16 protein-coding genes and 2 tRNA genes are annotated in these 20,717 nt (G+C 65.3%); 5 read left to right on the top strand and 13 right to left on the bottom strand.

The annotated features are described in order from the left end of the window. Nucleotides 1-67: 67 nt before the first annotated feature. The 8 genes from mltB to ACB031_RS10385 all read right to left on the bottom strand — a co-directional run bounded on the left by mltB (nucleotide 68) and on the right by ACB031_RS10385 (nucleotide 8,841). Nucleotides 68-1,171, bottom strand: a complete 1,104-nt coding sequence (gene mltB / locus ACB031_RS10420; protein WP_371139511.1) for a lytic murein transglycosylase B — start codon at nucleotides 1,169-1,171, stop codon at nucleotides 68-70. Nucleotides 1,172-1,266: 95 nt separating this feature from the next. After that, nucleotides 1,267-1,869 carry a CDP-alcohol phosphatidyltransferase family protein gene (locus tag ACB031_RS10415; protein WP_244366281.1) on the bottom strand — a complete coding sequence of 201 codons (603 nt, stop codon included), beginning with the start codon at nucleotides 1,867-1,869 and terminating at the stop codon, nucleotides 1,267-1,269. Nucleotides 1,870-1,883: 14 nt separating this feature from the next. After that, nucleotides 1,884-2,522 (bottom strand): ATP-binding cassette domain-containing protein, encoded by a 639-nt coding sequence (locus tag ACB031_RS10410; RefSeq protein WP_244366277.1) that lies wholly within the window; start codon nucleotides 2,520-2,522, stop codon nucleotides 1,884-1,886. A gap of 29 nt (nucleotides 2,523-2,551) precedes the next feature. Then, complete coding sequence (locus ACB031_RS10405) at nucleotides 2,552-4,222, bottom strand: ABC transporter permease (RefSeq protein WP_371139510.1); 1,671 nt, start codon at nucleotides 4,220-4,222, stop codon at nucleotides 2,552-2,554. Beyond that, nucleotides 4,222-5,406, bottom strand: coding sequence for an ABC transporter substrate-binding protein (locus ACB031_RS10400; RefSeq protein ID WP_371139509.1), 1,185 nt, complete (start codon nucleotides 5,404-5,406; stop codon nucleotides 4,222-4,224). Before ACB031_RS10400 ends, ACB031_RS10405 begins: the two co-directional genes overlap by 1 nt. A gap of 17 nt (nucleotides 5,407-5,423) precedes the next feature. After that, nucleotides 5,424-7,574: an FAD-dependent oxidoreductase gene (locus ACB031_RS10395; RefSeq protein WP_371139508.1), complete on the bottom strand. Its 2,151-nt coding sequence runs from the start codon at nucleotides 7,572-7,574 to the stop codon at nucleotides 5,424-5,426. Beyond that, nucleotides 7,574-8,155 (bottom strand): carboxymuconolactone decarboxylase family protein, encoded by a 582-nt coding sequence (locus tag ACB031_RS10390; RefSeq protein WP_371139507.1) that lies wholly within the window; start codon nucleotides 8,153-8,155, stop codon nucleotides 7,574-7,576. The genes ACB031_RS10395 and ACB031_RS10390 overlap by 1 nt, the downstream gene beginning before the upstream one ends. Before the next feature lie 11 nt (nucleotides 8,156-8,166). Further along, nucleotides 8,167-8,841 (bottom strand): DUF1499 domain-containing protein, encoded by a 675-nt coding sequence (locus tag ACB031_RS10385; protein WP_371139506.1) that lies wholly within the window; start codon nucleotides 8,839-8,841, stop codon nucleotides 8,167-8,169. A gap of 51 nt (nucleotides 8,842-8,892) precedes the next feature. On the opposite strand from ACB031_RS10385, the gene ACB031_RS10380 reads away from it, so the two are divergent. Then, nucleotides 8,893-9,453 (top strand): peptide-methionine (S)-S-oxide reductase, encoded by a 561-nt coding sequence (locus ACB031_RS10380; protein ID WP_371139505.1) that lies wholly within the window; start codon nucleotides 8,893-8,895, stop codon nucleotides 9,451-9,453. A gap of 14 nt (nucleotides 9,454-9,467) precedes the next feature. On the opposite strand, the gene ACB031_RS10375 is transcribed toward ACB031_RS10380, so the two are convergent. Together ACB031_RS10375 and ACB031_RS10370 are read right to left on the bottom strand one after the other, a co-directional pair. Beyond that, a complete protein-coding gene (locus ACB031_RS10375) occupies nucleotides 9,468-9,746 on the bottom strand; it encodes a peptidylprolyl isomerase (protein ID WP_005299228.1) in 279 nt (92 codons plus the stop codon). Nucleotides 9,747-9,827: 81 nt separating this feature from the next. After that, nucleotides 9,828-10,202, bottom strand: a complete 375-nt coding sequence (locus tag ACB031_RS10370; protein WP_371139504.1) for a hypothetical protein — start codon at nucleotides 10,200-10,202, stop codon at nucleotides 9,828-9,830. A gap of 568 nt (nucleotides 10,203-10,770) precedes the next feature. Here ACB031_RS10370 and ACB031_RS10365 point away from each other — a divergent pair. Next, nucleotides 10,771-12,546 carry an autotransporter assembly complex family protein gene (locus ACB031_RS10365; RefSeq protein WP_017783884.1) on the top strand — a complete coding sequence of 592 codons (1,776 nt, stop codon included), beginning with the start codon at nucleotides 10,771-10,773 and terminating at the stop codon, nucleotides 12,544-12,546. 79 nt (nucleotides 12,547-12,625) lie between these two features. Beyond that, a complete protein-coding gene (locus tag ACB031_RS10360; protein WP_323996917.1) occupies nucleotides 12,626-16,408 on the top strand; it encodes a translocation/assembly module TamB domain-containing protein in 3,783 nt (1,260 codons plus the stop codon). Nucleotides 16,409-16,536: 128 nt separating this feature from the next. On the opposite strand, the gene ACB031_RS10355 is transcribed toward ACB031_RS10360, so the two are convergent. Next, nucleotides 16,537-16,621: transfer RNA gene (locus ACB031_RS10355), tRNA-Tyr, on the bottom strand. A gap of 52 nt (nucleotides 16,622-16,673) precedes the next feature. Next, nucleotides 16,674-16,758 (bottom strand) — tRNA-Tyr (locus ACB031_RS10350). Nucleotides 16,759-16,883: 125 nt separating this feature from the next. Between ACB031_RS10350 and ACB031_RS10345 the strand changes: the two genes are divergently transcribed. Continuing rightward, the gene (locus ACB031_RS10345) at nucleotides 16,884-17,393 is read left to right on the top strand and encodes a VC2046/SO_2500 family protein (RefSeq protein ID WP_042008255.1); all 510 of its coding nucleotides are present in this window, start codon (nucleotides 16,884-16,886) and stop codon (nucleotides 17,391-17,393) included. Nucleotides 17,394-17,459: 66 nt separating this feature from the next. On the opposite strand, the gene hpf is transcribed toward ACB031_RS10345, so the two are convergent. Continuing rightward, on the bottom strand, nucleotides 17,460-17,798 hold the full coding sequence (gene hpf, locus ACB031_RS10340) for a ribosome hibernation-promoting factor, HPF/YfiA family (RefSeq protein ID WP_010634460.1): 339 nt from the start codon (nucleotides 17,796-17,798) through the stop codon (nucleotides 17,460-17,462). A gap of 370 nt (nucleotides 17,799-18,168) precedes the next feature. On the opposite strand from hpf, the gene ACB031_RS10335 reads away from it, so the two are divergent. Beyond that, nucleotides 18,169-20,661, top strand: a complete 2,493-nt coding sequence (locus tag ACB031_RS10335; RefSeq protein WP_244365400.1) for a bifunctional diguanylate cyclase/phosphodiesterase — start codon at nucleotides 18,169-18,171, stop codon at nucleotides 20,659-20,661. Nucleotides 20,662-20,717 lie beyond the last annotated feature (56 nt).

Raw genomic sequence — 20,717 nt, 5'->3', positions numbered from 1 at the left:
CGCCCGAAGGCGCAGTGTGGATGGTTGGCGCGGCGGCCCCGAGGGCCGCCTTTTTTATCCGGCCGGATCAGAAACCGCCGCGGGCATCCTTGACCGCCAGCCCCAGCTGCCACACTGCCATGGCGTAGTGGGTGCTGTGGTTGTAGCGGGTGATGGTGTAGAAGTTGGGCAAGCCGTACCAGTACTGATAGCCGGTGCCCACATCCAGGCGCAGCAGGCTCGCCTCGCTGTGGTTGCCGAGGGTGCTGGTGGGAGTCAGCCCGGCGCGGCGCAGGGAGGCGACCGGGTAGCGAGTCTGGAAGCCGTGTTCGTAGCCGGGCAGCTGGCCCTGACCGCGCACCGCCACCGGTTGTCCCTTCTCCCAGCCGTGGGCCTTGAAGTAGTTGGCCACGCTGCCGATGGCATCCACCGGATCCCACAGGTTGGTGTGGCCGTTGCCGTTGAAGTCCACCGCATAGCGCTGGAAGCTGGAGGGCATGAACTGGCCGTAGCCCATAGCGCCGGCGTAGGAACCCTTGGGTTCGGTGGGATCCATCCCCTCGTCGCGGGTCATCACCAGGAAGGATTCCAGCTCGCTGGTGAAGAACTCGGCCCGGCGCGGGTAGTCGAACGCCAGGGTCGCCAGTGCATCCAGGATGCGGGTCTTGCCCATCACCCGGCCCCAGCGGGTCTCGACCCCGATAATGCCGACGATGATCTCGGGCGGCACCCCATAGATCTGCTGGGCGCGGTTGAGCTCGTTCTCGTACTCACGCCAGAAGCTGACGCCGTTCTGTACGTTGTCCGGGGTGATGAACTTGGCGCGGTAGCGATTCCAGGCGCCAGTCGGGCCGGTGGGCGGCGTGGTGGTGGGGGCCTGGGCATCCATCAGGCGGATGATCCAGTCATAGCGCTCGGCCTGGGCCAGCACCCGGTGCAGCTCAGCGCCGTCGAACCCGTGCTTTTGCACCATCCGCTGCACGAAGTTGTTCACATTGGCGCGATTGGCGAAGTCCCCCTTGCTGACTCCCGGCTGGCTCACCTGCCCGTAGAAGGGTTTGCTCGGTGGCGTCTGGTTGATGAAGGCGCTGTTGGGCTGGTGCTTGACCACGGGCTTGGCAGCCGGCGTGCTGCTGCAGCCATAGAGCATGGGAAACAGGGAGAGGGTGAGCACGGAGACAAGGCGACGCATAAGGTTCTCATGAGCCTGAAAAAGAGTGTCGCCATGGTAAAACATTGTCGTCCATGCGCAAGTGTTCCGTAGCGGCCCCCTCCCGCCGTCCTGCCTCAACGCAGGGTGTGGTAGCCGCTCCAGAGCCGGGTCAGGGTGGTGATGGCGCAGAGCAGGGCAAAGCCGTAGGCGAGCGGGGCGAAGGCGGCGGGCCACAGGCACATCAGCACGAACAGGGTTATGGTCTCGCTCCCCTCGGTGAGGCCGCCCAGATAGTAGAGGGACTTGTGGTGGTAGACCGGATTGTCGATGCCCCGCTTGCCCGCCATGATGGCAAATGCCAGAAAGCTCGAGCCGGTGCCCATGAAGGCAAACAGCAGGGTGGCGGCGGGCAGCGCATTGGCGGGGACGGCGAGGGCAAAGCCCAGCACCACGGCGGCGTAGAAGATGAAGTCGAGCGTGATGTCGAGAAAACCGCCGCAGTCGGTGATGCCGGTCTCCCGCGCCACGGCGCCGTCGAGCCCGTCCAGCAGCCGGTTGAGCAAGATGGCCACGAGCGCCCACTGATAGCAGCCAAAGGCCAGCAGCGGCAGCGCCAGCATGCCGATGGCAAAGCCGGTGAGGCTGACCTGGTTGGCGCTGATCCCGGCGCGACAGAGCGGTCTGGCGAGCCAGGTGAGGGGGCTGCGGATAACGGGGATCAGGTGGCGGTCAAACAAGGTGAACTCCTCGGTCAAAAACGGGATTCGGTGAGCTGGATTATGGTGCCCGGCGCGTCATCTTCGTCGTGGGTCACCAGAATGGCGGGGATGGCCAGCGCCTTGATCTGCGTGAACACCAGCGCGCGAAAGGCGGCCCGCAGCGGCTTGTCGAGGCGGGAGAAGGGCTCGTCCAACAACAATGCTTCGGGCTCGGCCAAGAGCGCTCGCAGCAGGCTGACACGGGCCTTCTGGCCGCCGGAGAGCGCCCCCGGCAGCTTGTCCGCCTGACTGGTCAGATCTACCTGCGCCAGCGCGGCCACTGCCTTTTCCCGCCGCGCTCCGAGCCCCTTCACGCTGGCCGGCATGCCGAACATCAGGTTCTCCGCCACCGTCAGGTGGTCGAACAGCAGATCATCCTGAAACAGCATGCCGATGCGCCGCGCCTGGGGCGGCAGTTGGGTGAGCCGGCGCGCGCCCTGGGTCACGTCCCCCTCCAGCCGGATGGGGCCGCTTGCGGGCAATACCCCCGCCAGCGCCGCCAACAGCGAGCTCTTGCCACAGCCACTGGGTCCCATCAGGGTCAACACCTCGCCCGGTGCCACCTGCAGGGCGGGCAGCGAGAGCAGCAGGTTCTCCTCCAGATAGAGGTGAAGAGGCGTGGTGCTCAACATATGGCTATCTCCATCATGAGAGTTCCTCGTCAGCGGGCGCCCTTGAGCGCCGGGTTGAGCCGGGCCGGCAGCCAGAGCGCCAGCAGATAGATAACGAGCGGCAGCAGCAGTTGCAGCAGGCCGTAGAGGCCCGCCAGCCGCCGGTTGAGGCCGCTGCCGATGGCCACCGCCTCGGTGGTAATGGTGATCACCCGGCCGGCGCCAAACAGCAGGGTCGGCAGGTATTGGGCCAGACTCACCGCCGCTCCGACGCCGAAGGCGAACAGCAGAGGACGGGCCAGCAGCGGCCCTTTCACCTGCCACCAGGCTCGCCACGGGGTGGCACCTAACAGCAGGGCGCTCTGGGTGATCCGCACGTCGAACTGGCGATAAGGGCCCTGCAGACACAAGTAAACATAGGGAAAGACGAACAGCAGCTGGCTCCAGAGCACCCAGCCCCAGCCGATGCCATCGCCCCCCCACCCGAGGCTGAACCAGTCCACCCCGAGCCGAATGCCGAACAGCAGGCTGGCCTGCGGCAGCAGCAGCGGCAGGCAGATGAGCCAGAGCGGCCAGGGGCTACGGCCCGCCTGCGCTTCCAGGCTCAGTACCGCCATCACCAGCGCTATCGCCCCGCTCGCCAATGCCAGCAGCATGCTGGTGGTCAGCAGCGGCGACAGGGTCGGCAGCAGTTCGAGCCAATGGCGGCCGCTCCACTGGCTCGGCCAGAGGGCGGGAAAGGGCCAGCGCCGGGTCAGCGACCAGAGCAGCAGCGCCCCCAGCACCGCCAGATTGATGGTGATCAGGGTCGCCACGCTGCCGGTGGCAAGGGTGCGGCCAAGAGTGCTTGGGTTGGCTCGCCTGCCATCGAGCCAGCCGGGTTTGCCAAGGGCTCTATGGGCCAGCTCGAGCAGCCGCAGCAGGGCCAGCAGCAGCGCCGTGAGGACGAGCAGCAGCAGGGCGCCGCTGGCGGTGGCGCCGCGCCAGGCCAGATCCGGGTCCTGATACCAGAGCCACAGGCGAACGGCCAGCGGGGCAGGGGCATCGGGCCCGAGCAGCTGGGCCAGATCCACCACCGCCACCCCGTAGGCGGCCACCGCATAGAGGGGCAGACGCAAGGCAGGCCACAGCGCCGGCAGCAGCAGGCGCCACCAGATCTGGGGGGCGCTGAAGCCAAGGCTCGCCCCCAGCCACTGCTGACGCGCCACCCTGGCGGGGTCTTGCGCACCGAGCGCCATCAGCAGCAGGAAGGGGGTCTCCTTGAGGGTCAAGGCGAGGATGAGCCCGAGCCCGGCGGGATCGCGCAGGGTCTGCCAGTCGGGGGGCAGCTCGAACCCGGTGAGGGTCGGCGAGAGCAGGCGTAGCAGCCAGCCGGAGGGGGCGAGCAGAAAGGCAAAGCCGATGGCAAAGGCGACGTGGGGCAGCGCCAGCAAGGGCGAAAGCAGCCGGCGCAGCCAGCCGACGGCCCGGCTGTCGCTGTGGGCCAGCAGCAGGGCGGTCAGCAGCAGGCTGGCCAGGGTCGAGGCGGCGCCAATCCACAGGCTCAGCAGCGCCGAGTGCCAGATGCCCGGCTGGGCCAGCAGCCGCTGCAGGTGGGCCTGACTCAGCCCCTCGGCCAGCAGCTGCCAGCCCCCCGCCAGCAGCGGGAGGCCAAAAACCAGGGCGCACCCCGCCGTGAACAGGGGGCGCCAAGCGGATGCAGAGCTGCCAAAGCGGCTCATCAGTGGCTGTAACGCTCGGCCCAGGCCGCTTCGAGCCTGAGTTGCCAGCTGGGATGGGGCTCAGCCACCGATTTGAAGCGCAGTGCCGGCGCCTGCTGCTGGGTGGCGGGCAGGGCATCGGCGCGCAGCACGCTGGGATCGCCCCAGAAGGCGGGCTCGGCCTTGCGCTCCTGGGCGGCGGGGCTCAGCAGGAAGTTCGCTACCACCTTGGCACCAGCACGGGCGTTGGCGTTGAAGGGGATGGCGAGGAAGTGGCTGTTGGTCAGCGCCCCTTTCGCCATGGCCACCGCCACCACGCTGGGGGGCAGGGTGCCGTTTTGCACAGCGCTCTGCGCCTCCTGCGGGTTGAAACTGATGGCCATCGCCAGCTCGCCGTCATCGAGCAGCTGGCGGGTTTCGGCGGCGCTGGTGGGGAACAGCTTGCCCTTGCGCCAGAGTGTCGGGTGCAACTCGTCCAGCCAGGCCCAGAGCGGGGCGGTAACTTTGGCAAAATCGGCATCGGTCGCCTCCCGATAGAGGGGGGCGGGATCCGGGGTCAGCTCCAGCAAGATCTGCTTGAGGAAGCTGGAGCCGTGAAACTGGGGCGGCTTGGGATAGGTGAAGCGGCCGGGGTGGGCCTGGGTCCAGGCGAGCAGGGCCGCCGCCGAGGTGGGCAGCGGGCTGACCTCTTCGCCGTTGACCATCAGGTTGATCTGGCCTATGCCCCAGGGGGCTTCCAGCCCCTCCACCGGCACGGTGAAGTCCTCGCTCACCGGCAGGGTACCGTCGACCAGCGCCATGTTGGGCAGCTCCCGGGTAAAGGGGGCGCCGAGCAGCCCCTGCTCCTTGAGCGCCTTGAAGTTCTCGCCGTTGACCCAGAGCAGGTCGATGGGGCCGCCACTGCGCTTGCCGGCCTGCTTGTTGGCCAGCAGCTGGCTGACGCTCTGGGCGATGTCATCCACCTTCACCTGCACCAGCTTGACCTGGTATTCGCGCGCCAGCTCCTGGCCGGCCCACACCAGATAGGCGTTGATCTCCGGGCTGCCGCCCCAGGCGTTGAAGTAGACGGTCTGCCCCTTGGCCTCCTCGAGGGTCTGCTGCCACTGCGGGTTGTCAGCGGCGTTGGCCTGGGTGAAGAGGAGGCTGCCAGCCAGCAGGGGCAGGGCACGCAGCAGCTGTTTGAACGAGGGCAATGAGTGTCGCATCTGGGTTACCTGGTTGGTCAGGCGCCGCGGCGCCAGCGGTGATAACGGGTCAGCAGCGCCAGCAGGGTGGCGGGCTGACGGGCCCGTCGCCACTCGCCCGCCACATACTTGTTCCCCTCCATCAGGGTGGGGTAGGCGTGGATGGTGGCGAGGATCTTGCCAAGGCCGAGGCGGTGGCGCATGGCGAGCACGAACTCGGCGATCCGCTCGCCGGCGTGAGTGCCCACTATGCTGGCACCCAGGATCTGATCCTTGCCGGGTACGGTGAGCACCTCGATAAAGCCCTGGCGCTCGCCGTCGGCGATGGCTCTGTCCAGCTCGGCCAGCGCGAAGCGGGTCAGCTCGAAGGGGATGCCCTGCGCCCTGGCCTCTTTCTGGTTGAGGCCGACCCGGGCAATTTCGGGGGTGGTGTAGATGGCGGCCGGCATGACCCGATAGTCGGCCCGAAAGCGCTTGAACGGGCTGAACAGGGCATTGACGGCGGCGTACCAGCCCTGATGGGCGGCGGCATGGGTGAGCTGGTAAGGGCCCGCTACGTCCCCCACCGCCAGAATGCTGGGGTAGTTGGTGGCAAGGAAGCCATCGACCGCCACCGTGCCGCGCGGGGTCAGCGCCACCCCCAGCGCTTCGAGCCCGAAACCGCTGACGTTGGCCACCCGGCCCAGCGCCAGCAGCAGCTGATCGCCTTCAATTATTTGCGTCTCGTCGCCCCGGCGCAGTTGCAGCCGGATGGGGAGATCCGAGGCCGCTGGCAGATAGTCGGCTCGCTCGGCGCGCCAGCCGTTGAGCACCCGCACGCCGTCGCGGGCCAGCTGCTCCGCCAGTAGCTCGGCCACCTCCCGCTCTTCGCGGGGCAGCAGCTGATCCGAGAGCTCTACCAGGGTAACGGGCACCCCAAGCAGGGCAAAACTCTGGGCCAGCTCGCAGCCGATGGGGCCGCCGCCCAGCACCAGCAGCTGGCGCGGTGCGCTGCGCAGCTGCCAGAGGCTGTCGGAGGTGAGCCAAGGCACCTGATCCAGCCCCGGCAGCTCGGGCACCAGCGGCCGGGCGCCGGTGGCGAGCACGATATGACGGCTGGCAAGGCGCTGACCATTCACCTCCACCTCCCAGGGAGAGACCAGCCTTGCCTCCCCCTGGATGCACTCCACCCCCAGCCCCTGATAGCGCTCGATGGAGTCGTGGGGTTCAACCTCCTTGATGACGCGGGCGACTCGCTCCATCACGGCGGCGAAATCGGCGCTGGTCTGGTTTGGGCCAAAGCCCAGTTCACTGGCCCGGCGCTGCTCGGCGGCAAAGCGGGCGCTTCGGATAAGCGCCTTGGAGGGGACGCAGCCGCTGTTGAGGCAATCGCCCCCCATCTTGTGCTTCTCGATGAGCGCCACCTTGGCCTTCACCGCCGCGGCGATATAGCTGGTCACAAGGCCGCCGGCCCCGGCGCCAATCACCAGCAGGTTGTAGTCATAGTGCGTCGGCTTGCGGTAGGGGGCGTACAGCCGATGCAGGGCGAGGCGCCGCTGCAGACCCTTGAGCAGCATCGGCATCAGCCCGAGCAGGGTCAGCGCCACCATCAGGCCGGGGGAGAGGATATTGCCGGTGCTGGTGAGGTTGGCGAGCTCGCTGCCCGCCAGCACGTAGACGAAGGTGCCGGGCAGCATGCCGAGCTGGCTCACCCAGTAGTAGGTGCTGACTCTGATGGGGGTGAGCCCCATCAGCAGGTTGACCAGAAAGAAGGGGAAGATGGGGATGAGGCGCAGGCTCAGCAGATAAAGCGCCCCTTCCTTCTTCATGCCGGCCTGCAAGCTGGCCAGCTTGTCGCCAAAGCGTCGCTCGACCCAGTCGCGCAGCAGAAAGCGGGCGCTGAGAAAGGCCAGGGTCGCGCCAATGCTGCTGGCAAAGGAGACCAGCAAGAGCCCCCAAGCAACGCCGAACACGGCGCTGCCGGCCAGGGTGAGCAGGCTGGCGCCAGGCAGGGAGAGGGCGGTGCTCACCACGTAGACGGCGACGAACAGCAGGGCGGCGGCGCCGAAATGGCGGTCGACCAGGGCGGCCAGCTCGGCCTGACGGGCCTGCAGCTGGGGCAGGCTCAGGTAGTGGCCCAGGTCGAAGGCGAAAAAGGCGCCGATGAGGCAGCCCATGACCAGCACCAGCAGCAGGCGGAAGCCTCTCATCAGGCATCCTTGCTGTTCGGCTGGGCCGGGCGCTCGGGTTGCACCGGCAGCTGGCAAAAGCCCTGCGGGGCGATATCGAGGGCGGCGTTGAACTTGGCCGACATGTTCTGGAAGGCGATGAGGCCGGTCAGCTCCACCATGGCGTCGTCGTCGAACCAGGGCTTGAGACGGGCGGCCTGCTCGTCGCTGACCCCATCGAGGCCCGTCATCGCCTCTGTGTAGTCGAGTACGGCTTTTTCTCGCTCATCGAACAGCGGGCTTTCGCGCCAGTTGGCGAGCACCTCCACCTTCTCGCTGGAGCCGGCTCTCTTTATCAGGGTCATGGCGTTGATGTCGACGCAAAAGCGGCACCAGTTGAGCTGGGATACCCGCACCGTCACCAGGGAGCGCAGCACGGGGTCGATGGGGGAGCGCTTGCGGTTGATGACGCCATAGAGGGTGGCGACGGCGGCAAACAGGCGTGGTGAGCGGCCCCAGCACTTGCCCGGAATGAGCACCTGGCCGTAGTTGCGCTTTTGCAACCAGAAAAAGGGGCGGATAAACCAGGCATATTCCCGATCGGGCTTGACCTCGACGCGCATGGATGACCTTCTTATTGCTTCAAATTGGGTTTGTAGGCCTGACCCAGCCGCTCGTTGAGGCGGATCAGAAACTCCTCTATACGGGCCCGGTTGGTGCCCAAGTCGCTGCGTCCCTGGCGGGAGGCGGAGCGCATGTCGATGCGGGTTTCGCTGGGCCCGGCAAAGACCCGCAGCGCCACGTCATCCTGAAAACCGAACCAGCCGGTGGTGACCACCGCCTCGAGCCCTTGTGGGCTTGGCCGCACCTGCCAGCCGAGCAGCTCCATCAGGGCGTGGGCCTCGGTGATCACCTCAGCCGGGGGGGCGCTGGTAAAGAGAGGACCGGGTTTCCCCTCAAATGCTTTCAAGGGGGCCGGATTAATGGGCAGATCCTGCGCCGTTCTGAGTTCGGCTGCCCAGCGCAGCTGGGGCGGGTTGCTGGGATCCGTGCTCACGTCGTTGACCAGCGGCGTGCGCAGCGCCTGCACCACGAAGGCCAGGGGCAACAGCAGGGGAACGACGCCCCAGCCGTTGGCGCAGCGGCTGCGACACCAGGGCAGGCGAACCAGCAAGGCGAGGGAGACGAGCGCCCCGAGCAGGCAGATGGCAAACCCCAGCCACCAGGGCCAGAGGTAAACACGGCTGCCGAGGGTGCCGGCGAGCGGCAGCAACCAGGCCAGCAGTGGCCACCACAAATAACTGGGCATAACGGGGATCCCCTGGTTATGATGAACAAGTGCCCAGAAGGATAAACTTAATTGACTGATAACGTTAGTAAATTTATCTCAATCCTGCTGCTTTTCCCAAGCGTTCCGCTGTGGGCGGACAGCGCCGTGCTGGCGGCGGGGGACATGTGGCGCGCCGAGGCCGTCTACGAGACCCTGCCCGGGGTCAGCCGGGTGGAGCCGGGCTATGTGATTCAGCGGGTGGCGACGGGGTCGAGCTGGCGGGAAGTGCCACCGCAGCGCCAGGCGGTGCGCATCGACTATGACCCGGTCAAGGTGGGGTATGGCGATCTGCTCAACGTCTTCTGGCAGCTGGTGGATGGGCGCGATGGCGACGGCCAGTATTGCAACCGGGGGCTGGCATTTGCGCCGGCCCTGCTGCCGAAGGATGACTATCAGTGGCGTTTGGCCCAGGTGAGCCTGACGCGCTGGCAGGCCCTGCACGGGCGGCCGAGCCGGGTAGCGCTCTGGCCGCAGAGCCGGTTCACCCCGGCGCCGGAGATGGAGGACTGGGCGGCGCGCCACCCCTGGCGTTTCGGCTTCTATGCCCGCCGCTGCGGTGGCTGGCCGGTGGAGCTGAACCCAGAGCCCTGAGCCGGGCCCTGAACTCAGCTGCGGTAGAGCACCTTGATAAGGTGGAAGCCGAACTTGGTGCGCACCGGGCCGAGCACGGTCAGCAGCTCGCCCTTGAACACGGCATCGTCAAACGACTTGACCATGTCCCCTTTCGAAAACTCCCCCAGATCGCCGAAGCGCTTGCCGGAGGGGCAGGTAGAGAAGCGCTTGGCCATCTGGCCGAAGTCGGCTCCCTTGGCAATCTTCTCCTTGATCTCCAGACACTCTTTCTCGGTCTTGACCAGGATGTGCTGGGCACAGGCTTTTTTCATCGGGGTGCTCCTCGGTAGCGGGCAAATCGGGGGCGCAAAGAGTACTCCAATTCCTGCCGCGCGTCAGCCGTCATCGGCATATCAGCCGCGGGCACGGGCCCCGAGCCGGGTTCTGGAGCGCGCCTGCCAGAGGATCTCCAGCCCGAGCAGGGCGTGCAGGCTCCAGATGGCCAGCGGATTGAGCCAGTTGCCCCCCAGCTGCAGGGTCGCCAGGGCGCTGCCTGCCAGCAGCAGGGTGATGCCCGGCAGGCGCCAGTGGGTCGGCAGCGGTGCCAGCATGGCCATGCCCAGCAGGATGGCGAGCCCGAACGGCAGGTTCAGCGCGGTGAAGGCCAGCGCCTGCTGGCCGTTCATGCCGGTCAGCAGGGCCAGCAGGGCGCTGCAACAGGCGAGAAAGGTGATGAATTCGAGTCGGTCGGCGATGTAGTCCGCCATCTGTTCGCTGCGTGCGTGCATACGGTGTCTCCTCTGGTGGGGCAGGGGTCTGATCCAATGGCTCCAGTGTGGGCGAGAAGTGAGCAGGGGGGCAGCGGGATAAATCGATTGGGTTGAACGAGGCTTTGATTGCGTGACGGCAACTGTTTGATCCGGCAAGATAAAATCCGCAGTCCCGCGGAGGGGCGAGTGAGATGGCCCAGTGTCGGCCAGGGGCCTGGCTGTGCCGCTTGGGGAGAGGGCATTGCTGCTATCTTGACCCGTTGCCGACAGTTGGTGTCGCGCCCATCGGGAAATCGGGGAGATTGCGCCGTCGGGCCGGATTGGCCGGCAGGGGCCATCTGGCCAGGCCCTGAGGGTCATGGATTGCCCTTTTGGGCTCATAGTGGCATAAGTCTGCGGGGGAATGGCTGAAAAATGGGCGGCCCGCGCGGGCAAAGGCTTCAATAATATGGCGAAATTCGCGGTCAACCCGCTCTGATGTCGAGCCGGGGATATGCTAGGATGAGGCGCGCTTGCGATCGAGTGAGCCTCATATTCGTTCTGAATATCGCATTATTTTAATCATGTTCTTCGGGGAAATTGACGTTTGACAGGATGCAATCCGCCCCTGCCTGCAGGGATCTCACCGCCCGCACGGGCTTTTCGTCGTGGGCTTCGCGCGCTGGGACTGAGCCTCTGTCTGCTGCTGTTCGTCACGCCCGCCATGGCGGCCAAACTCACCTATCAGATCAAGGGGTTGAAAGGGGAGAACAAGGACAACGTCGAAGCCTACCTCAATGCCCTGCCGGTCTATCAGGAGCGCCAGTACCGTCCGGCCCGCCCCAAGATCACCGAGAGCGTGCAAAAGGCGCTGCAGGTCTATGGCTACTACCAGCCCAAGATCACCCTGAGCCGGGACAAGAAAACCCCCTCTAAGGTGATCATCGAGGTGGATCCCGGCAAGCCGGTCATCATCTCCCGCCTCGACATCCTGCTGGAAGGGGATGCCGGCAGCGACGAGCTCTACAGCGAGCTGTTGGACAAGCTGCCCCTGAAAGAGGGGGATCCCCTCAACCACGGCAAATACGAATCCATCAAGGCGGATCTGGGCAGCCTGGGGCTGGCCCGCGGCTACTTCGACGCCAAGATCAGCAAGAGCCAGGTCAAGGTGTTCCCGGATCAGGGCACCGCCGAGATCTACATCCTGTTTCGCTCCGGCCCGCGTTACCACTTCGGCGAGATCCGCTACGACGCCACCCCGGAGGCGCTGCGTCTCATCCGCCCTCTCATCAACATCAAGAGCGGCGACCCCTATCTGGCGATCCGGCTGGCGGAGATGTCGCAGGATGTCTCCTCCACCAAGCTGTTCAAGCAGGTGGACATCAAGCCCCTCATCAGTCAGGCCGAGCATAACCGGGTGCCGGTGCAGGTGACTCTCTCCAACCGGGTCGATCACGAGATTGAAACGGGTATCGGCTATGCCACCGACGTGGGGCCGCGCATGAGTGCCACCTGGGAGAAGCCCTGGGTCAACCGCTACGGCCACCGGCTCAACGCCACCGCCAAGGTCTCCCAGCCCGAGGCGGAGCTCAGCTTCGACTACCAGATCCCGGTGGGCAACCCGCTGCGGGACTACTACTCGCTGCAGGCCGGCTATCAGTACAAGGACAACAACGATACCCGCTCCGATCTGACCACCTTCAGCGTGCACCGCTGGAAGCGGCGGCCGGAGAGCTGGGACCGGGACGTGTTCATCCGGCTGGAGAACGAGGTCTATACCCAGGGGGCCGACGAGGGCAACAGCTTGCTGTTGATCCCCGGCGTCTCTTGGTCGCGGCTGCGGGTGCGCGGCGGTCTGGTGCCCGACTGGGGTGATCGCCAGCAGCTCACCCTGGAGTTCTCCGACCCCTACTGGGGCTCCGACATCAGCTTCGTGCGGGTGTGGGGGCGCAGCAAATGGCTGCGTACCCTGGGGGAGGATCACCGCTTCCTGCTGCGGGCCGAACAGGGGGCCATCATAGGGGACAGCTTCTCGCTGGTGCCTCCTTCACTGCGTTTCTTTACCGGTGGTGATCAGACGGTGCGGGGCTACGGCTACGAGACCATCTCGCCGCGGGGCAGCGACGGCAAACTGCTGGGGGGCCGCTACGTGAGCGTCGCCAGTGCCGAGTACAACTACCGCTTCAGCGACAAGTGGCTGGGGGCCCTGTTCGTCGACAGCGGTACCGCCACGGTCGACTACAGCGAGGCCTGGAAGATAGGCACCGGGGTCGGTGTGCGCTGGGTGACCCCCATCGGCCAGGTCAGGCTCGATCTGGCGGTGGGCATTTCCGAAGATGAGAAGCCGCTGCGGCTCCACTTCGCGCTGGGGCCTGAACTATGATCCGGTCCTGCTCCACCTCTCTTCTCTTATGTTCTTCTGACCGGCCGCTGCGGCTGCATCTTTCGCGGGGGTCTGCACTGTGATCTGGGTAAAACGTATCTTTCTGTGGCTGATGGGGCTCATCTTCCTGCTGCTCATCGGCGTCAGCCTGCTGGGCTTCACCCATCAGGGCAACAAGTGGCTGTGGCAGCAGGCCAGGGCCGCCCTGCCTTCCCTCAAGGGGGAGCTGGTGGCGGGCCAGCTCGGCTATGGCTGGACCCTGGAAGGGGTCGGCTGGCAGGACGAGCTGGTGGATGTCACGGTAGATCGCGCCGTGCTGGACTGGGATCTGGGCAAGCTGCTGCAGGGAAAACTCTGGATCAAATCCCTTAACGTCACCCACCCTGTGGTGAAGGTGGCCGACTCCGAGCCGGCCCCGGAAGAGCCGTCGGAACCCTTCGTCTGGCATCCGCTGCCGCTGAAAATCCAAGTCGACAGCCTGAAGGTGGCGGATCTCGATGTGACTGTGCCCGGGGTCGGGGTGAGCCTCAAGTCCCTCGACATCGGCGCCACCCTCAGCCGCAAGGGGCTGATCGTGCAGGGGCCGGTGCTGGACGGCCTCAAGGTGACCCTGGCCGAGACGCCCGCGGCCGAGGCTGCCAAACCGGCTGGCGTCAAGGCGGCCCCCAACCCGCAAAACGTGGCCAAGGCTGCCGGCAACGGGAACAAAGCGGCAAATGCGGGCAAGGCGCAACCGCCCAAGCCGGCGGAGCCTATCGCGCTGCCCGCCATCCGGCTGCCGTTCCCCATCCAGCTGGAAGGATTGCAGGTCACGGCGTTTCGCTATCAGCAAGGTGAATTGATTGAAGGGCTCGACAAGCTGCTGCTGTCGGCCAGCGCCGAGGGGAGCGACATCGTGCTGCGCGAGCTCTCCTTGCGCCACGCCATGGCGGATCTGGCGCTCAAGGGCAAGATCCAGCTCAAAGAGGATTACCCCCTCGCCCTGACCCTGGATGCCAAGGCCCGCAAGGGGCTGCTGGATGGTGAGCTGCAGGGGCAGCAGGCCAGCCTGACCCTCGGCGGCTCGGTGGGCAAGCTGGCGCTGGCGTTGCAGGCCAAGGGGCCGGTGGTAGCCAATCTCAAGGGGTCTCTGGCGGCCCTCGACCCCGACTTGCCGTTTGATGCGGGGCTGGAGTGGAAGAGCCTGGGCTGGCCGCTGCATAAACCTGCCAAAGACGAGCCCAGCTACCGGCTGGAGAAGGGCACGCTGAGCGCCAAGGGCAAGCTCTCCGGCTACCAGTTTGCCTTGAATACCGCCGGCAAGGGCACGGACGTGCCCCCCTTCAAGCTGGCGCTGACCGGCAAGGGGGATCTGACGCAGCTGAACCAGATAAACCTGCTGCTCAACGCCCTCAAGGGGGAGCTCAAGCTGGACGGCAAGCTCGCCTGGGACAAGGGGGTACGCTGGCAAGGCACCACGGAGTTCAAGGGGATCAACCCGGCCGAGCTGGTGCCCGAGCTCAAGGGAGCGCTGGCGGGCAAGATTGCCAGCCGCTTCGAGCTCGATGAGGCAGGCCACTGGCAACTGCAACTGCCCGAGCTGAAGGTGGACGGCAAGCTCAACCAGTATCCGCTGGCCATCAAGGGCAGCGCGAGCGGCAACGACAAGATGGAGTGGACCATCCCGGCGCTGGCGCTGCAAAGCGGCCCCAACCAGCTGCAGACCAAGGGCAGCCTGAGCCAGCAGGCGTGGAAGCTGGATGCGGATCTCGACGCCCCCAACCTGGCCGGGCTCTATCCCGGACTCAAGGGGGACATCAAGGGGCAGGTGCGGCTGACCGGCAATCAGCAGGCGCCGCGGGTTACCACAGATCTGGCAGCCAGCCGCCTCTATTATGCCGGCACCGACCTGAAGGGGATCGCCATCAAGGGCGATGCCCTGGTCGGCGACAAGCCGGCAGGGGAGGTGGCCCTGACGGTGGCCAGCCTGGTGCAGGGGACGACCAGCCTCAGCCAGCTGGCGCTCAACCTGAACGGCGATCTCAACCAGCACGCCCTGTCGCTCACCATGAAGGGTGACCCGGTGGCGGCCAACCTCAAGCTGAGCGGCGGCCTGCGAGGGGATCGCTGGCGCGGCGCCCTCGGCGAGCTCAAGTTGAAGACGCCGCTGCGGCGCTGGGAGCTGAGCGCGCCCTGGGCCCTCGATCTCGATCTGCCGCGCCAGCGGCTGACCATGGGGGATCTCTGTCTCGGCTCCCAGGGGGCCAGCCTCTGTGTCAAGGGCAGTCAGGTATCGGCCCAGCAGGGCAGCCTGGAGTTTGCCCTCAACCAGTTCGACCTCAAGCGCCTGCGGCCCTGGCTGCCGGACAACTTCCGCTGGCAGGCGGTGCTCTCCGCCGACGGGCGGGCCAGCTGGCGCGGCAATCAGCCGACCCTGCACGCCACCGTGCGCACCACGCCGGGCACCTTCGTGGCCGACGAACTCAAGACCGACTATCAGCGCCTCGAGCTCGGGGTGGACTTCGAGCGCCAGCAGGCGGCCATCCGGCTCGACTTTGCCTCCGGGCAGATCGGCAACATCGACACCAAGCTCTATATCCGGGATCCCTCCGGTCGCGGCAATCTCTCCGGCCAGCTCAAGTTTGACGACCTCAAGCTGACCACCTTCGCGCCGCTCATCCCCGAGGTGCGCTCCCTGCAGGGGGTCATCTCGGCCGATGCCCGCTTCGACGGCACCCTGGCCTCGCCGCTGCTGTTTGGCCAGCTCAACCTGCTGGATGGGGAAGTGCAGACCCACTCCGACATGGTGACCCTCTCCAAGCTGGTGACCCGCCTCAAGATTGAAGGCAATCGGGCCGAGCTGGATGGCACCATGCTGGTGGGCAAGGGCCCGCTGGCACTGGGAGGCTGGCTGAGCTGGGCGCAGCTGCCGGTCACCGGCAGCCTCACCATCGAGGGCAAGGAGCTGGAAGCCCAGTATCCTGGCATGGGCCGGGTGCGGGTCTCCCCGGACATCGCCATCTCGCTGGGGGAGGAGACCCGGATCACCGGCCAGGTGGACATCCCCTGGGCGCGGATCCTGGTCAAGAGCCTGCCCGAGAGCGCGGTGGCGGTGTCGGATGATGTGACCGTGGTCTACGACGATCTGCCGCCGGTGCCCAAGGCCGCGCCGCTGCCGATGGAGATCAAGCTGGCCATCCGGCTGGGTGACGACGTGCGGCTGGAGGCGATGGGACTCAAGACCAAGGTGGGGGGCGGCATCAACATTCGCCAGGATCCCTCGCGGCCGCTGGCGGGCAACGGTCAGCTGGTGCTCAACGACGGGCGCTTCAAGGCCTATGGCCAGAACCTCATCATCAAGGATGGCCGCATCCTCTTCTCCGGCCCCCTCGATCAGCCCTACCTCAACATAGAGGCGTATCGGGATCCCGATACCATAGAGGACAAGGTGACGGTCGGGGTGCGGGTGACCGGGCCGGCCAGCAAGCCCAAGATCACCGTCTACTCGGAGCCGCAGATGGCCCAGTCCGAGCAGCTCTCCTACTTGCTGCGCGGCAAGGGGCTGCAGACCAGCGGCGAGGATGGCGGTTTCAACGGCCTGCTGGTGGCGGGCGCAGTCAGCCAGGCCAACGGCGTGGTCTCCAGTCTGGGGGAATCCCTCGGCATGAGCGATGTGGCCCTCGACACCGCCGGCAGTGGTGAAAACACCCAGGTGACCCTGTCGGCCTACCTGCTGCCGGGGCTGCAGTTCCAGTACGGGGTGGGGGTGTTCAGCCCCATCGCCGAGTTCAAGCTGCGCTACGAGCTGATGCCAAGGCTCTACCTGCAGGCCATGAGCGGGGTGGCCCAGGCGGTGGATATTTTCTATCGCTTCACCCTGTAGCGGGCAGAAAGAGACAAAAACGGGAGGCGATTGCCTCCCGTTTTTATGGGGGCGTTGAATGTACCGATAAATGTGGCGGGACGCTGAAAAGCGAAAACCCGGCGCGAGGCCGGGTTTTCTTGAATAGATGGTGGAGGGAGAAGGATTCGAACCTTCGAAGGCAGAGCCGTCAGATTTACAGTCTGATCCCTTTGGCCGCTCGGGAACCCCTCCACGGGGCATTGCTGATTTTGCATCACAACCTGGGTCGTGACGGCACTTGAAATGGTGGAGGGAGAAGGATTCGAACCTTCGAAGGCAGAGCCGTCAGATTTACAGTCTGATCCCTTTGGCCACTCGGGAACCCCTCCACAAGTGCGAGGCGCATACTAACAGATCTTCTGCGGTTGTGAACCCCTCGACGGGATTTTTCCTGCTCAAAGGATCGGATTTGCGGCCGATAAAGGATGAAACCACCGTTTCCAAGAGTTATCCCATGCTACCCAGCGCCGTTCGTGAGCAATGGCTGGTGGACGAAGCCCAGCTCGGGCAACGTCTCAACCAGGATCTCCAGCACGGAGACAGGGCGGACTTTCGTCTGCATCTGGCCCTGCTGACCGATGCGGTGGAAGAGCAGCCCTGGTTTGATCCCAGGCAGCCAGCAAAGGCAGAGAGTCGGGTCTGGCGCAGCCGCTTTGAGCTGCCACCGGCTACCCCATTGCAGGGGAGCGAGGATGATGCCGAGGCAAGCGTGCTCAACGAACGGCTGCAGCAGGGGGGCTCCATGGTGGATGTGCGGCTCTGGCTGGCGCTGCGTTCGCCGCCGCTGCTCGGTACCCCGCCTGCGCTGGAGCCCGCCGTCTATGACAACCTCTCGCCGCTTGGGCGCGAACGCTGGCGAGGCAAGCTGGCGGATCAGCCCAGACGCGAGGATCCCTTGCTGATGCTGCCCGTGCTAGATGCGCTCAAGGAGGGGGTGGATGCCGGTCTGCACTGGCTCAGCTGAGAGGACCAGGCAGCAAAAAGGCGGGGAGACCCCGCCTTTTGTGTGATGGATGTGTCGTGCCCTGGATCAGGCGTCGGCTTCGTCCGGCAGCGGGACTTCCTTGCCGGCCGCAGCGGCGCGACGGGCGATGGGTTTCTCGGTATGGCGGTTGATCTGACGCTCCAGTTTTTGCCCCAGTTCGGTGATGGCGGCGTACAAGTCCTCATGTTCTGCCTGGGCAAACAGTTTGCCGTTGGGGATGCCAGCAGTGGCTTCAACGATAAACATCAGACGCTCTTTGGAGACAATCACATGGGGTGTGATAAGAGGCACCTGAAGACGTTCGAGCTTGTCAAAGCGGGATTCAATGCGCTCGCGGATAGCCGGGGTGATCTCGATGATTTTGCTGGTAATTTCGATTTTCATATTGGCCCCCTTCGGGTCGTATTGCTTGTGTCTTCACCTTCAGATTACTCATGGCTGAACATTAAAATGTGATCTGTATCACTAAATGGTGCCTTGCTGCGAAGGGGAGGGGGAAATTGTGATCTTTTCCCGTTCTGCACCAAAAAGCACTTGAGCTCGACGAAACAGGCAGGCAGTATGGGGAAACTTGGATCGTTTCTGTCCCTTCGTGGCAGCGCCGCATGTCGACCTCATGTCCGGTTTTCACCGCTTAGTCTCGCATCTTTCGCACTTCCCCCCGCACCGCCCTTGCCGACGTGCGCGCTGAGAATGTGGGCGCTATCGAGTCGTCAGGGACTTGAACGTGGTTGTTGTGGTGTTGGAGTAGTACATGAAACAGCAAGCCACTCAGATGATGTGGTTTTATGATCGGCAACATGCCCAGTGGAGCCTGTCCGATCATGCCTCCTACCAGCTCTGGCAAGGGGAGGGGCCTCACCCCTGGTTCGGGCAACTGGCGGCGGATGACGAGGCCGGCTTTGCCGACTTTCTCGCCAGACTCTATCACTCCCAGCAACCGGCCCAGTTCATCGGCCACCTCGGCGACGAGAACGGCGAGGTGCGTCACGTGCTCTGGAGCGGCCAGTACGTACCGGCCCAGCAGATGTGCTGTGGCTGGATTGCGCCGCTCGACACCACCCGCAGCACCCAGCTGCCTGCCGATCTCTCCCAGCAATTGCCACTGCTGCAAGACCCCTTGCTGACCCAGCTGGCCCAGGCACTCTCCGCCCGGACCGGGCTCGATTTCTTCAATACCCTGGTCAGCCAGCTTGCCCACATTCTGGTGGCGGATGCGGTCTGGCTGGCGGAGCGCACCGGCAGCGAGCGGCTCAAGGTGCTGGCCTGTCACGGCATCGATCTCAAGGAGTACGAGCTGGCGGGCATGCCGTGTCAGCAGGTCTACCAGCGCGGCGAGACCTGCATCCTGCCGCTCACCGCCGAGCATCTGTATTGCGCCGGCTTCAAGGCTGGGCAGGGCTACTACGGCCTGCCGCTGTGTGATCGCAACGGCCAGTTGCTGGGACACCTGGCGCTGCTCTTCTCCGACCAGAGCGCGATCCCCAATCTGGGCTCGGTGCTGACCACCTTCTCCATGCGCATGGTGGCGGAGCTGGAGCGGCTGCAGAGCGATGCCCAGCTGCGCCTCTCGGCGGTGGCCTTCGAAACCCACGAAGGGATCATCATCACCGACCCCGACTTCAAGATCCTGCGGGTCAACCACGCCTTCAGCCAGATCACCGGCTTTGACAGCCAGCGAGTGATCGGCCTGCATCTGGGCAACGATCTCTGGTGCGGGCTGGGGGGGCTTGGCTACGAGCTCGGCAGTCTGAGCCGCTGGCAGGGGGAGACCCAGCGCCTGCACGCGGATGGCTATCCCTATCCACAGTGGGAAATCGTCACCCCGGTGCAGGATGACAGGGGGGCGATCAGCCACTTCGTTATCTGTTTTGAGGATATCTCCGAGCGCAAGGAGGCGGAGCGCCGCATCCAGGATCTCGCCTACTACGACGAGCTGACCGGCCTGCCCAATCGCCGCCAGCTGCACGAGACCCTGGCCCACGCCTTTGGCGAGGCGAGCCGCGACTATCTGATCGGCGCCCTGCTGTTCATCGATCTCGACCACTTCAAGACCATCAACGACTCCCTCGGCCACGCCACCGGCGACTGGCTGCTCAAGGAGGTGGCCAGCCGGCTCAAGCGGCTGGTACGCCAGGGGGATTGTCTGGCGCGCCTTGGCGGCGACGAGTTCGTGCTGCTGCTGCCCTCGCTCTCGGCCAGTCCCCCCCAGGCAGAGATGCAGGCCGACCTTATCGCCGAGCGGCTCATCAGCGAGATTGCGGCCCCCTACAACCACGCCGGTCAGGTGCTGCACATCGGCGCCAGCGTCGGCATCACCCTGTTCCCAGGCCGTGAGCAGGGGGTGGACGATCTGCTCAAGCAGGCGGACACCGCCATGTATCAGGCCAAGTCGGCCGGTCGCAAGACCCGGCGCTTCTTCGACGCTTCCATGCAGCTGCAGGCGGATCGCCGGCTGCTCATCCACAACGAGCTGCGCAGCGCCCTCAACCAGCAGGAGCTGACCCTCTACTACCAGCCCCAGCACATGGTGGAGGGGGGCGACATCATCGGCGTCGAGGCGCTGATCCGCTGGCAGCCGCCCGGTCGGGCGCTGGTCTCCCCTGCCGAGTTCATCCCCATCGCCGAGGAGACGGACCTTATCGTCGACATCGGCAACTGGGTACTGTACGAGGCCTGCGCCCAGTACGTGCGCTGGGAGGAGAACGGCATTCACATCCCGCAGCTGTCGGTCAACGTCAGCGCCAAGCAGTTTCACGCCGCCGATTTTGTCGACCGGATCCACGACGTGCTGGCCTCCACCGGCATGGATCCCGCCAGCCTGAATCTGGAGATCACCGAATCCGTGGTGCTGGGGCATGCAGAAGACACCATCAGCAAGATGAGTGAGCTCAAGGCGCTCGGCATCAGCTTTGCTATCGACGACTTCGGCGCCGGTTACTCCTCCCTGAGCTACCTCAAGCGGCTGCCGGCGGACGAGCTCAAGATCGACCGCTCCTTCATCCAGGACATACCGCGCGATGGCGACAACATGGCCATCGTCGAGGCGGTGATCGCCATGGCGCGTCACATGGGGTTCAACGTGACGGCGGAGGGGGTGGAGTCGCGCCAGCAACTGGAGTTTCTGCAGGCCCAGGGCTGCCACTTCTACCAGGGCTACCTGGCCTCCAAGCCACTGCCGGTACCCTATCTGGAGCGCTACGTGCGGCGCCTTGCCCGCAGTGAGAGCCTCGCCAGCGGCGAGTAAAAATAGTCTCGCCGGCGAGCTGTAGCCCCCGGGGTTAACGGGTAGAATGAGGGAAT

The organism is Aeromonas sp. S8(2024) (assembly GCF_041403085.1).
In the GTDB taxonomy this organism is placed as follows: Bacteria; Pseudomonadota; Gammaproteobacteria; order Enterobacterales; family Aeromonadaceae; genus Aeromonas; species Aeromonas dhakensis.
The sequence above is the reverse complement of the archived record's forward strand: the minus strand, read 5'-3'. Positions and strand labels throughout refer to the sequence as shown.

What these genes read in the sequence shown, in the direction of transcription:
- ACB031_RS10405 (WP_371139510.1), bottom strand. Translation starts at nt 4,222, where the DNA reads ATGAGCCGCTTTGGCAGCTCTGCATCCGCTTGGCGCCCCCTGTTCACG.
- ACB031_RS10370 (WP_371139504.1), bottom strand. Translation starts at nt 10,202, where the DNA reads ATGCACGCACGCAGCGAACAGATGGCGGACTACATCGCCGACCGACTC.
- ACB031_RS10400 (WP_371139509.1), bottom strand. Translation starts at nt 5,406, where the DNA reads ATGCGACACTCATTGCCCTCGTTCAAACAGCTGCTGCGTGCCCTGCCC.
- ACB031_RS10410 (WP_244366277.1), bottom strand. Translation starts at nt 2,522, where the DNA reads ATGTTGAGCACCACGCCTCTTCACCTCTATCTGGAGGAGAACCTGCTG.
- ACB031_RS10375 (WP_005299228.1), bottom strand. Translation starts at nt 9,746, where the DNA reads ATGAAAAAAGCCTGTGCCCAGCACATCCTGGTCAAGACCGAGAAAGAG.
- ACB031_RS10395 (WP_371139508.1), bottom strand. Translation starts at nt 7,574, where the DNA reads ATGAGAGGCTTCCGCCTGCTGCTGGTGCTGGTCATGGGCTGCCTCATC.
- ACB031_RS10390 (WP_371139507.1), bottom strand. Translation starts at nt 8,155, where the DNA reads ATGCGCGTCGAGGTCAAGCCCGATCGGGAATATGCCTGGTTTATCCGC.
- hpf (WP_010634460.1), bottom strand. Translation starts at nt 17,798, where the DNA reads ATGAAAATCGAAATTACCAGCAAAATCATCGAGATCACCCCGGCTATC.
- ACB031_RS10345 (WP_042008255.1), top strand. Translation starts at nt 16,884, where the DNA reads ATGCTACCCAGCGCCGTTCGTGAGCAATGGCTGGTGGACGAAGCCCAG.
- mltB (WP_371139511.1), bottom strand. Translation starts at nt 1,171, where the DNA reads ATGCGTCGCCTTGTCTCCGTGCTCACCCTCTCCCTGTTTCCCATGCTC.
- ACB031_RS10335 (WP_244365400.1), top strand. Translation starts at nt 18,169, where the DNA reads ATGAAACAGCAAGCCACTCAGATGATGTGGTTTTATGATCGGCAACAT.
- ACB031_RS10385 (WP_371139506.1), bottom strand. Translation starts at nt 8,841, where the DNA reads ATGCCCAGTTATTTGTGGTGGCCACTGCTGGCCTGGTTGCTGCCGCTC.